This window comes from Paenibacillus ginsengarvi, assembly GCF_003626695.1.
GTDB classification, from domain to species: Bacteria; Bacillota; Bacilli; order Paenibacillales; family NBRC-103111; genus Paenibacillus_AB; species Paenibacillus_AB ginsengarvi.
The window spans coordinates 1-12,283 of record NZ_RBAH01000002.1 but is presented as its reverse complement, the minus strand read 5'-3'; the positions used below and the strand labels follow the sequence as shown (position 1 = coordinate 12,283).

Annotated in this window: 14 protein-coding genes; 2 read left to right on the top strand and 12 right to left on the bottom strand. The window is 50.6% G+C overall.

Annotated features, from left to right (window positions below; all coding sequences use genetic code 11):
* Positions 1–33: 33 nt before the first annotated feature.
* From D7M11_RS03350 to D7M11_RS03300, 11 genes are all read right to left on the bottom strand, one after another.
* Positions 34–564 (bottom strand): hypothetical protein, encoded by a 531-nt coding sequence (locus tag D7M11_RS03350; protein WP_120745755.1) that lies wholly within the window; start codon positions 562–564, stop codon positions 34–36.
* Between the two features lie 14 nt (positions 565–578).
* On the bottom strand, positions 579–2,162 hold the full coding sequence (locus D7M11_RS03345; protein ID WP_120745754.1) for a hypothetical protein: 1,584 nt from the start codon (positions 2,160–2,162) through the stop codon (positions 579–581).
* 265 nt (positions 2,163–2,427) lie between these two features.
* Positions 2,428–3,567, bottom strand: a complete 1,140-nt coding sequence (locus tag D7M11_RS03340; protein ID WP_158606402.1) for a response regulator — start codon at positions 3,565–3,567, stop codon at positions 2,428–2,430.
* A complete protein-coding gene (locus D7M11_RS03335) occupies positions 3,564–5,369 on the bottom strand; it encodes a sensor histidine kinase (RefSeq protein ID WP_120745752.1) in 1,806 nt (601 codons plus the stop codon). The genes D7M11_RS03340 and D7M11_RS03335 overlap by 4 nt, the downstream gene beginning before the upstream one ends.
* Positions 5,370–5,598: 229 nt before the next feature.
* Entirely contained in the window at positions 5,599–6,153 is a 555-nt protein-coding gene (locus D7M11_RS03330; protein WP_120745751.1) for a hypothetical protein, read from the bottom strand.
* Positions 6,154–6,166: 13 nt separating this feature from the next.
* A complete protein-coding gene (locus D7M11_RS03325) occupies positions 6,167–6,412 on the bottom strand; it encodes a hypothetical protein (protein WP_193556090.1) in 246 nt (81 codons plus the stop codon).
* A gap of 15 nt (positions 6,413–6,427) precedes the next feature.
* Positions 6,428–6,808, bottom strand: a complete 381-nt coding sequence (locus D7M11_RS03320) for a VOC family protein (protein ID WP_158606401.1) — start codon at positions 6,806–6,808, stop codon at positions 6,428–6,430.
* Positions 6,809–6,923: 115 nt separating this feature from the next.
* Positions 6,924–7,583 carry a hypothetical protein gene (locus D7M11_RS03315; protein ID WP_120745748.1) on the bottom strand — a complete coding sequence of 220 codons (660 nt, stop codon included), beginning with the start codon at positions 7,581–7,583 and terminating at the stop codon, positions 6,924–6,926.
* A 314-nt stretch (positions 7,584–7,897) separates the two neighbouring features.
* A complete protein-coding gene (locus tag D7M11_RS03310; protein WP_120745747.1) occupies positions 7,898–8,374 on the bottom strand; it encodes an NUDIX hydrolase in 477 nt (158 codons plus the stop codon).
* Positions 8,375–8,390: 16 nt separating this feature from the next.
* The gene (locus D7M11_RS03305) at positions 8,391–8,801 is read right to left on the bottom strand and encodes an NUDIX hydrolase (RefSeq protein WP_120745746.1); all 411 of its coding nucleotides are present in this window, start codon (positions 8,799–8,801) and stop codon (positions 8,391–8,393) included.
* A 224-nt stretch (positions 8,802–9,025) separates the two neighbouring features.
* Entirely contained in the window at positions 9,026–9,886 is an 861-nt protein-coding gene (locus tag D7M11_RS03300; protein ID WP_120745745.1) for a phytanoyl-CoA dioxygenase family protein, read from the bottom strand.
* A 204-nt stretch (positions 9,887–10,090) separates the two neighbouring features.
* Between D7M11_RS03300 and D7M11_RS03295 the strand changes: the two genes are divergently transcribed.
* On the top strand, positions 10,091–10,996 hold the full coding sequence (locus D7M11_RS03295) for an AraC family transcriptional regulator (RefSeq protein WP_120745744.1): 906 nt from the start codon (positions 10,091–10,093) through the stop codon (positions 10,994–10,996).
* On the opposite strand, the gene D7M11_RS03290 is transcribed toward D7M11_RS03295, so the two are convergent.
* Positions 10,977–11,366, bottom strand: coding sequence for a hypothetical protein (locus D7M11_RS03290; RefSeq protein WP_120745743.1), 390 nt, complete (start codon positions 11,364–11,366; stop codon positions 10,977–10,979). The two genes, D7M11_RS03295 and D7M11_RS03290, sit on opposite strands and share 20 nt — an antisense overlap.
* 104 nt (positions 11,367–11,470) lie before the next feature.
* Between D7M11_RS03290 and D7M11_RS03285 the strand changes: the two genes are divergently transcribed.
* Positions 11,471–12,091 (top strand): hypothetical protein, encoded by a 621-nt coding sequence (locus D7M11_RS03285; RefSeq protein ID WP_120745742.1) that lies wholly within the window; start codon positions 11,471–11,473, stop codon positions 12,089–12,091.
* The last annotated feature ends 192 nt before the right edge of the window (positions 12,092–12,283 follow it).

Genomic DNA, 12,283 nt, shown 5'->3' with positions numbered 1-12,283 from the left:
ATAATAGATTCGCCTTCTGCTTGTAACGTCCTGTTACGCCAAGTCTTCTCGCAGCGCTGCTGCTGCAAGACGCCCTTCCGCAATGTCGATCAGCCGTTCAGCGTATTGATACAACTGGTGCAGCAGCAGGCCGTTTTGCCTATCGATGTTAGTCACGGCTGTCGCTTCCGTCAACCAATCGTGGTGCAGCATCGTATTGATCTTGAAGTAAAGCGTGCCGCTTTCCTCGTACAAGCCGAATGCGCCGAGCGGCAGCAGCATGTTGATATACGACGTCGCACGTAACAGCTCGGCGGCATTGTCCGCTGGCACATGATCGGCAAGCACGGCAAACGATTGCAAAATGTAGACGCCCTCCTGGGCAAAAGCTTCCAAGCCGGGTACGAAACAAAGTTCCAGATCAACGATCAAGCCGCGCTCGCCGATGTCATCGAAACGGACAATCAGCGAATAATAGGGGGACTCCTCGGCAGGCTCCGCCAATCGGACACTCAGCCCGATCGTCTCGTAATAACGGCAGACTTCCTGCAGGAACGATTCCGGCAGCATATCCGTACTAGTCATAGCGCCGCCCTCCCTCAAGTGTGTAATTTTTTGGCGATCAATTCCTTACTTGGCTTCTGCTTCTTCTTATCGATTTTGAGGCCCATCGCCTCCAGAACTTGTTTACATTCCTCATCCTCGCCCTTGACGCCGCCATCGAACAACATGCCCGCCAAATCGGTCACGATCTGGCTGTAACATTGATCGACGCTGTTGAACCCGCGTACCTCCATCAGCCGTTGCCTTACCTTCTCCTTGCCCAAGCCGGCATTCTCCGGCTTCGCTGCTTCCGCCTCGGTGCCAAGCACCCGGTCCACGAACGCTTCCTTGCGCTTGCTTTTCTTGTAAAATTTGATGATGGCCGCAATACCGCCCAATATAGCGGCTGCTGTGATGAGCAGTGGCCCGATCGGAGACGCCGCGGCCGCGAGCAGCACCGCTCCGCCGGCGATCATCATCGCACCCTTCGCCGCTGTCGCGGCGCTTTTATTTTTGTTCAAATGCTGCGTTGACGCTCCCAAATGCGCCGCATGTCCAAGCTGCTCGGCGCGCGCGTCGCCTGCCCGTTCGCCGAAGCCGCTCTCCAGGCCTTCCAGCTTTGCCGCATTTTTGCGCCCTTCCCGGTAGCCGGCAACGCCGCTGACCAGATAAGCGGCCCCGCCTACGACGGCCCCGACCCCTGCAGCCATCGTTGCCGCTCCGCTCGCTATCTCTCGCGGGCCGTCCGCAGCCGCAGCTGCGAATCTGGCAAAGTCGGCGGCCCCGCCTCCGCCTTCACCGACGACAAGCTGCGCTTTATCGGCGGTGGATAAGCTGGAGTCATAATTTTGCGTGGCATTGTACATTTGCGAGAGCGAAGCCGCACCGCTTAAACCGGCTGCCACCGGCGCGGCATTCGTCGCCACAGGAAGCGCGCCTCGCGCCCCCAGCTCCGAGCTGATCTTGGCGCTGCCGCTCGTGCCGCCCGCAGCGGACGATGTACCGATCGCCGAATAGCTGGCGTAATCGCGCGCCTGATCGGCGTTGTAATTGGTCGTGTCGGATTGCTTCGCTTCACGCGACAGTTCCGAGAAACGATTCCAGTCGAAGCTTTTGCTGAAAAAGCCGGTAATCATCGTCTCTTTCACTTTGTCCAGATCGGGGGATCTGGCATTGCCCGCCATCGAACGGATGGCGGCCATCTTTTGACCGGGATCGAGACTGTCGAAGAAGCCGAACAGCGCCGTTTTGCCGGCCTTGTCCGCCTGGGCTTGCAACCACTTGTAGATCGTGTAGTATTCGCCCATGGAGCGCAGATCGCCTCCCAGCTTTGGCGCCGCAGCGATTGGCGCTGCGGCAGCGGCCTCCGGATTACGCCTGATTACATCGGCCCCCGCCGCCTGAACGCGCGGTGCTCTTCCCTGTGGGGCGGTCATACCCGACAGCATGCGCTGCACCGCCTGGTTGCCGACCGTGCGCTGCAGTTGCATAATATGTCCCGCGCTAAATACGGAATCACGCCTGGAGCCCGCCCCGTACTCGGCTGCTCCGAACGACTCGGCTTCGTGCGTTGCGGATGACGGGGCGGGACTCGGGCCGGTTTTGCTAGTTTGACGAGGGGAATGGGATTTGAATTCCATGAGATCCACCTTTTTCTCGGAAATGACTGATGATTGGCAGACAATAGACGCACCACAAGTTTTTTGGGTATATTTACCTATAATATAACAGAAAAGGAGTAAGAATAGCGGATTGCTTTTACTAGATCCGCTTCAAGATGTCCGGTCCTTGCCTACTTCCAGTTTATCGAGACCGGATGAAAGAATTATAAAAGAAAAAGTCGATTCATGCGAAAAAACCGCGCAGCCATCGGGCTTCGCGGGTCTTTTAAGAAACGCAATAAAATTATCGATCCTGCTTATTTTTCTCGGAAAAAGTGCTGAGCAGCAAATCATACAAACGGATCAAGTCCTCGGACGGGCGAATGCCAAGCTCCCGGCTTAACAGCCGCACATAATCGGTATACAGCGCGGTTAATCCTTTTTTGTCCCCGCTCCTCTCGCATATCGCCATCAGCTGACGAATGACCGATTCGTCAAGCGGATTCCGTTCTTTCAATTTGAACAGCAGCTTCGAAGCCGTGGTCGTATCCCCGTGTAAAGTCAGCGCCACGGCAAGCCGCTTTACTAACGAGGCATACAATTCCGCATAGTGCTCCGTTTCGTGGACGGCCCATACATACGCTTTGTCCCCGTACAGGTCGCCCGTGTATAAACGTTCGATCCGCGTCGCGTTTTCTATATCGTCCCGCTCTATGGCTTGCAACTGCTCCGCCTGCATTTCGAAATCCTTGTAGTCGATCAGCGGGTCTTTCAATTCAAGCGTGTAGCCATCGTTTTCCGATCTTACGGCATCCCGCAAACCTAAAGGTTCCAACGATTTGCGCAATTGATAAACCGTCGTGTTCAAGTAGTTCTCCGCACCGGCCTGCAGCATCCCTCCGAAAATGTCCGTTACCAGCCGGGAACGCGGAATCCGTTTGCCCTGGTAAAGCAGCAAATAAGCGAACAGCTCCGCGCATTTGCGCGAAATCCACTTGACCCGGCGCGCTCCATTACTCACGGAAACGTCGCCGAGCATCGTTATGACCGTAGTGGACAGTTGGGACCTTTGAGATGCATGCCGGCGGCTCGCCAGCGCGCGATCCACAGCCCGCTGCAACCGCTCCTGGGCGATAGGCTTGACCAGATAATCCAAGACGGCCAGCTCAAAAGCTTCCAGCGCATATTGTTTATGGGAGGTTACGAAAATGACCTGCACCGGAGAGCCCAAGGCATCCAACTGGTGAGCAAATGCCATTCCGCTTTCTCCCGGCATGGAGATATCCACGAACGCTAGGCCGACATCGGCGTTTTGAAGCAAAAAGGAGGCGGCGGATTTCGTATCCGTGAATGCGCCTGCCACTTGAACGCCCGACAGCTTGGCGAGCATTTTGCGCAAGATCAGGTGCATCGTTGGCTCATCGTCCACCAAAATCACTTTCATCCACATTCCTCCTCTCTATTTTCACGTTCCTGCGAGTTGAGCGCTCCGTCCGCAGACGGCAGCGTGAACGAAAAAACCGTTCCTTGTCCCGGCTCGCTGTCAAACCAAAGGCTGCCCCCATGAATCCGCACGAATTCGCGAATTAAAGCCAATCCAAATCGCATCTCTCCGGTGTCGTCGCCGGGAAAAGCTCCTTTGACAAACCGCTCCTCCATTCGCAGCAGTTCCGCTGTCGCCGCATCAATCCCCGATCCATTGTCGCGAACGGATATGACTATAAAGCTATCTTTCGACGCGGCCGCAATATCGATTGCCCCGCCAGCGCCGGTAAATTTGATCGCGTTCGACAGCAAATTTCGCAAAATAACATCGAGCATCTCTTTATCCGCACTGACCGACAACCGCTTATCGATTCGCTCCGTCATGACAATTTGCTTCATATCCGCCTTGGTCACGGCAGGCAGCAGCGCCTGCTGAACGACCCGCTGCAAATTCCAGGCCGATGGGCGAAACGCCACCTGCCCTTCCTGGCTGCGATACCAATCAAGCAAATTGTCGACTAGATGGAAGGTGCTCTGCACTTGACCTTTAAGCTCTCGCACCAGTTCGGCATGCTCATCACCTGCGGCGGCCAATTCATCGCTCAGCAGGTCGGTCAAACTGACCAGCAGTGCGATCGGATCGCGAATGTCATGCGCCATGACGGTGAACAGCTTGTCTTTGAACGCATTAAGCTCGGACAGTTGGCGGGCGTTCTCGCGCAACCGGGCCTCGGTTTCCTTTAGCTCGGTAATATCGCTGAACATGAGAATTTTACCGATCCCGTTCTGACCCGAATCATAAATAAGCGACAAGCTGCAAGAATAGTATTTCATCCGGTGGTTCATGGCGGTCTGGAACGGAAACCGCTCGTCTCCTTCGCTTTCGCGAATGCGCTCCAGCAGCTCCGGATGGGCGGACAATATCTCGGACATATCGGCAGGATAACGCTTCACTTGAACAAGCTCTGGAAGAACTTGCCCGGCGGCGCGGTTGAAACTGACGATCTGATGCTCGGAGTCGAACAGGATGACGCCGTCCCGGATCGTCTCGAACACTTGGGCCTGTGCGATCGGCGTCAGGCGAAGCAAATGGAACCGGAGTATGCCCCACACATAAGCAACGCCCGAGACGGCAAATCCGAACGGGGTCAAATCCACTTTCAAGCCGAACCACAAAAACGAATTGAATATCGCCGGAGCAGCCGCCCCCAGAAGGAGAACGGCAATTTGCCTGCGCACGATCGGCGAAGCCCGCCGGTACATGGGAATGAACAAGAAAACTCCGCACAGTAAGACGGAATAATTATAAACGGTATGCACCTTATACCAAGGGCCTTTGATCGACGTGTACAAGGGAATCGAGCCGTCCGGATTCGGAATATAACGTTCATAGACCAGATGATGCCAATCGTTGGTCAGATGGAGAAAAAAGATCGTTACAGGGATAGCGAATAAAAGCACGGCCAGACGTTTGCGCCATCGCGCCGCAGTTCCGGTGAATTGAATCACTTGAAATAACCAAAGCGTAGTAACGAAAGGAATGCCAAAATATTCGATTTGCATCGACAGCTTTATATCTTCCAAACTTCTGCTCATCGCCTCGAAGACGGAGCCGAGCGCATAAAAAGCCGCAGCGAGCATAGTCAGAATCATCGTTTTGGCTACGGGAAGATGGCGCTTGCGATAAGACAAATAGGAGACGAAAATCATCAGCGCCGTTGCGAGAGAAAGCGTTACCGCCATCCAATGTTTTGTTTCCAAGTTCTAGAATCTCCCTATACTTGAGGTGGCTGCCGTAGCCATCAGATGGGCCGGTTCGGCGTAAGGATTCCCCACCATAGAATATCATTTGCTATTTTCATTATAATACGGTTCAATGAAAGAATTTAAAAAAACTTCAAGCTTCTGCAACGTTCAAATGAAAACAGCTGCAGGAAAGGTACCTTTCCTGCAGCTCTGCATTCCTTTAATTTCCCGCCTCTATCATCTATTATTTAGGCGGGAGACTATACACCACTTCTCCTTTTTCATTAAGAAACTCGAGTACCGGTACATCGTTTGCATCTATTACTAGACGTATTCGCTCTTGCCCCTTGCTGTCCGATAGTCTGACTCCAACAGCCCCGTCCTGGGCGCGATCCATTCGCGCTCTCGCTACTCCGCTCGGCCGATCGTATAGGACGTATCCGTACATGCGCTCCCCAATCGTACTCTCATGAAAATACATATGCGTAACTTGATCGCCTTTATAAGCATCGAAGGTCAAAGAAGCTACCGATTCCGTTTTGCCGGCGTATTGTCCTCCGTAATCTTCGGAAGTATAGGTTTTGCTCCCAAACACTAGCCCTCCGCATTCGTCGCCCTCATTGTTGTAAAACAGCATTCCTGATCCAGGTATTCCCGACCTGCTTACCACTTTACCGTCTATGACAGGGTCCGGGATACGTTCGCTATTGAATAGGGACATTCGTATGTTCCCGTCTTTATCGACGATATTGATCTTTTCGACGTCCAGCTCGACTATTTTTTCTTTTGCATTTGACAAGCCGATCCTCTCCTTATTCTTTCATTCGAACCAGTCTTCCCAGGATGTAAACAAGTACAAAATAAACAGGGAACAAAACGAGTCCGGCCAAAGCAACAAAAATACCGACGGTTGCTCGATTGTCGTCATTCCAAGCATCCACGTGCAGGATCGCATACATCACATAAATGAGCCACACCATCACAGCCGCGTACCCTAATCGAAATGCAATGCCCAACCATCCATCTCCTTTTGGAATGATGCTTGCATCAGGAGTCACAGGCGTAATCGCTCGTCAGTCCTTCCTCACCGGCAGGCTCCAAACCTCGATGAAATTACCGTCCGGATCGTAAAATGAAAAGGATTTGCCTTGATAGTCAAAAAAAGTACCAACCCTTATTTCTTTCTCGAGGCAATACCGATAGGCATGTTCCGCATCGTCGACCATAAACCCGAACGACGATTGGGCCGAACCGTCAGGATACATAAAATGAGAATGAAGCCGATGTTCATTTTGTTGAAATAAAATTTTGATGCCCGATTCGTTTCGCATTTCTATGTAATAGGGGTCTTCTGTTGTTACCATAAATCCGAAATGTTCTCCGTACCAGTCCACAGCTTGTTGAAAGTTACTGACGGGAATCGTTACATAGGTCGAATTCAGCTTTAAGCCCACACCAATCCCTCATTCCCATATTTTTACTACAAGAATACCAAACGGGCGTTCGCGTGTAAATAGCGAAATAAAATCGAAAAGGCCTGACCCGTTGTAGCAGGCCAGACCTGTTCCTTTATTTGTTAAAGCCGAAATGCTCTTCGATTTGCTTGATCGTGTCCATCGGGTCGGTCCCTAGAGTTTCCCGCTTGAACCATCTAAACCCGCTTTCGCGAATGGCTTTCTCGTTTTCATCCGCCTTGTAAAACATAGTTTGGAAAACGTTCTCGAAAGCGGCCTCCGGATCGTTCAGACCTTTGATACATTCGTACATATCCCGTTTGCATTCCCGGTTGAAATAGTCGTGGCGGACCACTTCCTCGGAGGAAAGCAGGAATACGACTCTGCTGTAATCCGATATTTCCTTCAAAATTTCAACCGAGAAGAAGCCGTCGACCATAATTCGTTTGTTTCCGTATTCCCTGAAAGGGAAAGGAGATGCGCAATGACCATGTCGGTTTGTTCCCGAAACGTTGCATCCAGCCGAAAATGGTTCGGGCGGCCTCATGAAATACTCTTCCCAAGATGCAAACGTTGGTCTCCGGCTCATGGCCGGTTGATATCGCGGATCGACCAATGCCTGATACGAAGCAAATTGTTTGTCCCAATCCAGTAAAATCAAATCATATTTATCCGCCAAATACTTGCTAACCGTTGACTTCCCGCCGCAGGCCAGGCCCGTAATCACGTATACGTTTTTCAGATGATGCTTCAAGATGTAGTCAGCGATATTCATACTAATCCTCCCCTATCATGGATTCTTCCTTACGTTAGAATAGGGGCAGAATATCATAACATACGTAATCCCTCCTTGTAAGAAGCTTTACTAGCAGAGAGATTTGTATTTTTCCATACGTGAGCCTCCCTTCCTGGATTCCTTAACTACTTCTATGCCGTTTCCAAATTCCCTTTACATTTCCTTTATTTTCTCGTTATATTCCGGCCTTCCGCTCACCCACGACCCGGCTGGCCGGGTGCCAATCCGGCGTTCTTCTGGCGCTAAACAGGCTCATTGATAACGGGGAAGTATTAACTGTAACTACCGCTCGTCTATAACTCGTTGAATAGTCTGGATACCAAGTTATAGGCCGGATCGACTGCCCACGTTTCATACGGAACAATACACTGTGCCTTCATCGCATCGAGTGTGCGGGATTTTTGCTGCGGTCGAGTTATGTATTGGTCTATGTTAGCTTCAGATAGTGCGATATACTTGGCTTCTACAATTTCTTCCGGCTGCACCTGAATGTCACCGCTTACGTACTCCGCTCTAAAAACAACCGATAATACATGCTTCGTCGCATTATAGTACACACCCGTTATGCCTACAGGACGGATCGTAATCCCCGTCTCCTCCAGAAATTCCCGGCATACCGCCTTGTCCAAAGCTTCCCCTGCCTCCACATTTCCGCCAGGCATCTCCCATGTATCCGAACGCCAATGCGTCCTAAGCAATAAAACCTCATGATTAGCGTTCCTTAATAAGGCGGAAACGGAAACGATGTGCTTGGGTGGTTCATATTCCATTCGGCATCACTCCAGCTCATAATTGAAACTCCACATAAAAGGGATGACGCTCTTCCTGCAAACAATACTCGATTCTTTGCCTGAAATTGCCCCAAGTCACCATCTCTAACGCAGCTTCAATCGGGAAAAAACCTACTTCCAGCGACTCGGGACTGGTGGTTAATTGTCCGCCGACCGGTCGGCCTAGAAATAACGTGTTACAAATGGACTGAGGCACATTTTGAAATATACCGCAAAATGTTGTGACCTCTATCTCGATCCCGCTTTCTTCCTTGGTTTCTCGGATCGCTGCCTGCCTGAGCGACTCGCCTTCTTCAACTACGCCACCCGGCATTTCCCAGCCGCGATCCGGGCCTTTGATCAGCAAGATCTCGTTATGCTCATTGAGCACGATTGCTGCTGCGGAAATAAAATGTTTTGGTAGCACTTAGCTCTCCTCCCGTTCATTAACCTAAATGCTAACATCAATATCTCCTTTCCATAACAAACGTTTGCCTAATAATATACTGATGACTGACGCATAGCATGTATGCCTTTATGCTGGAAGAAACAATCAGGAAACAGGCCCAAGACCGCCCTGCCTTGCCCTGTCCGGAGCCTGCTTATACTGTCTTCACTTTGCCGTTATTTCATAACGTACCCTTACATCCTTTACCGGGGAACGCTCACCCAATTTCCGCTCATCCCTAGATACCCTTCGACAAGAGGCTGGATCTCCGGCGGGCAAGAGTCGATAAACCGCTTCGCCGATTCGGGCAGCGGCCATACCTGCTCGGGTTTGTAGCTTTTTTTGCGGAAGCTCATTCCGCAGCTCAGCCGCGTTTCGGTTCCCCGGTGCGGATATACGCCGTGATACGTCCGCTCGGCGAACAGGATCATATCCCCCGGCTCGGCGATGACCGGCATGGCTCCCGGCACATCGTCCATACGCGTATGAGGGGTCGTCGCCGCTCCTTTCCGGTAAAACGACTTTTTCTTGCCCGTAAAGGCGAAACCTTGGGGAGCTTCCCAATCTTCCGTATGGGAGTCAGGGATAATCGCCAGCCCTCCCCGAACGTCGTCGATGCCGTTCAAATAAAACCACATGGAGTTTGCCCCTGAATTGTTTAAAACCGCATTGGTATCGTACGGGTGCTCGAGCGGCCCCCAGTCCGTGTGCCACGCCATCGGGCCGCAGCCCGCCATTTTGTAGATGGCGGCCGAACGGTTTAATGTGATCGGTTCGTCATCATTGAGCGCACGAGCGATGCGCATATACGGCTCATAGGTCATTAATGACGCGTAAGCGGGAGAATGCTCGATGAACTGGGTATGCGTATACGTGATGACGCCGGTTGACTGCACAACAGGCTCAAGCACGCGGCGCACCTCCGCTTTCAGCATCTCCACCGTCTCCGGGGGCAGCATCCCTTTTACAATGGCAAAGCCGTGCTGCTCGTTGCATTCCACGATGCTCCGCAATTCGTCCTTGTCGAATTCGAAGCGGTAAGGCAATTTCGACTGAGTGGTCAAAGAAAAGACCTCCTTGTTTTCAATCGCCGGCACGATATCTGATCGCCGACCGTGACTTTATCTTAAAAACTTTCCGTTTGGGAAACAATGGCAGCAGCGTCTCTTTTATTCCCAAAAACGGCTGCATCCTTCGAATGTATTGAATGGCGAGCGGCATCGTCCTATACTGGAGACGTAACAGAGGAAAGGCGGGGGCTGTGACGAGTGGACATCATTCAATCTGTCGAAGCGATACGGAACAACCATTTGCCGAGTGCGGAGACGGGGGTATCCCTTGTTCCATGGACGCTGCCGACTATTCCGGAAATTCCGCATTGGCACGATGCCTTGGAGATCTGCTGCTGCCTCTCCGGTAAAGGCGTGTTTTATTTCAAAAACCGGGAATACGACCTCGGCCCCGGCGATCTTGTCATCGTTAACAATACCGAGCGGCATACGTCGAAATCGTACAGAGGCTTTACCTGCTCGAATTTGTTTTTATTTTTCCAAGCATCAACGATCGAGCAGTTAGATTTTCAGCTGCTCCGCCCGTTTCTATACGACCGTGACCGCTTTACGCACCGCATACCGGGACAGCTCCCGGTAGCTCGCGAGATCGGCAAGCTTATTTTGCACATGCGGGAAGAGCTTTCGGAGCGCCGCCCGGCTTACGGCACGCTTGTCAAAAGTTTGCTGTATCACATTTGTTCGCTGCTTCTTCGTCATTATCATGCTGAAACGGACGGAGTCTGGCAGCCCTTTTACAACAAATATGCAACGGTCCGCATGGGTCTTGCCTTTATTCAAACGCATTATCAGGAGAACATCGGTCTTGACGATGTCGCCAAAGCGATGTCGCTCAGCCCTTCGCGGGCCCGTCATCTGTTTGCCGAGGTTATGGGGGAAAGATTCAAAACGTATTTGCTCCAACTACGCGTGCAGGCTGCGCAGAGACTGCTGGTGCAAACGGATCTGCCCGTCGAGGACATCTGCGAGCAATGCGGATTTCAAAGCACCTCTTCCTTCTACCGGGAATTTGGGAGGCTGGTGAAGGAGACGCCTTTGTCGTACAAAAAACGGTGCAGCACCTCGGACCTGTATCCGAACCGGCCTAACTCTCCCAATGAATAAGCGGCTCTTTGGTCCGCTTACTCCCTTTGTACAAAGTCACTCCGTCAGTATTTAAAATATCAAAGGATATATCCGTGATGTCCAAAATGTTTTTGTCTAATCGCGAATATTTCTGCGTAGCAGCAATGAAATCATCCACCAATTGGATCGCCTCGGTTTTATCAACGTTTTTCTTTACTAAAAATCGAAATTTCACGAAAGCGACGTCGTTGAAGCTGGAGGCAGAGGCTACCGCTTGAATGATATCTTTTTCTCGAAACTTGGCTTCGGCCTCGGATAAACCTGTATTCAATTCTTTACTGTAATCCTCTTTGGAACAGCCGGGCAGAACAAGCATCAAAGTGAACATGATCATGAGAAACTGCTTCATCTTTTCCTCCTCTAAACACCGGTACAAGCGCTTCCACTAGCCGGATCGAACCGTCCCCATACGGATACTTGCGGGTATATCGGACAGTCACTGTAAATGGAAGGATGGATTTTTATGAAAAAAAAAATATAGTTGTGGCTTCTTTGACTGCAGCAATCGTTCTTGGTGCTATTTTTGAGCAAAGTTCTTTTGGTTCCAAGCATATTGCCAATCTTATTCGCACCGATCACACGGACAACCATTCATCTTCTGCACTGGTCGAAAATAATAATACTTTAGAAGAAGAAATGTACGCAGTTAATCTTATTATCCGTGGGAAAGTCGAGAAAATTGGGGAAAACGTTAAACGTGACGCCAATCTGGGAAACAGAGCCAATTATACTTATGATGTCACACCCTTAACCATTAAAGTTAATGAAGTAATTTATGGCGAAGTACCGGAAAATAAAGAAGTAACCCTACTACAGTTTAGCAAGGTTACAGATTCTGAAGAAATTACTATGCTAAATGAGGGAGACGAAGCGCTCCTTATTCTAAGTAAAACGTCTGATGGCAATTACTGGCCGTATATGCCCAAAGAAGGTATCTGGTTATTAAAGAATGGAAAAATTGATTCCAAAACTAAACATCCGCTTTATCAATCTTTCAAAGGAGCAAGCATTAACGATCTTGAAAAAAGACTCAAACAGGCTGCGAATAACAAGATAAGACCTTTTACTTATTGAGCTATAGTAAATACTCCCTAATGATTTCTGGTGGAAAACTTTTCTCTGTATGAAGATACTTATTTACTCAACTTTCGCAGCAACAAAATAGGTCGAATCCATTGTGGTTCTAAGAGCCAAAGCCTCTTTTTCTATTGATTGACAAAAAAACACCCTCTTTGTTTGGTATCATGGAAGTGTCGAGCAACCATG

Bases quoted from the DNA above. Each gene is read 5' to 3' on its own strand.
- D7M11_RS03350 (WP_120745755.1), bottom strand. From the start codon at position 564: ATGACTAGTACGGATATGCTGCCGGAATCGTTCCTGCAGGAAGTCTGC.
- D7M11_RS03345 (WP_120745754.1), bottom strand. From the start codon at position 2,162: ATGGAATTCAAATCCCATTCCCCTCGTCAAACTAGCAAAACCGGCCCG.
- D7M11_RS03340 (WP_158606402.1), bottom strand. From the start codon at position 3,567: ATGAAAGTGATTTTGGTGGACGATGAGCCAACGATGCACCTGATCTTG.
- D7M11_RS03315 (WP_120745748.1), bottom strand. From the start codon at position 7,583: ATGAATATCGCTGACTACATCTTGAAGCATCATCTGAAAAACGTATAC.
- D7M11_RS03310 (WP_120745747.1), bottom strand. From the start codon at position 8,374: ATGGAATATGAACCACCCAAGCACATCGTTTCCGTTTCCGCCTTATTA.
- D7M11_RS03290 (WP_120745743.1), bottom strand. From the start codon at position 11,366: ATGAAGCAGTTTCTCATGATCATGTTCACTTTGATGCTTGTTCTGCCC.
- D7M11_RS03285 (WP_120745742.1), top strand. From the start codon at position 11,471: ATGGATTTTTATGAAAAAAAAAATATAGTTGTGGCTTCTTTGACTGCA.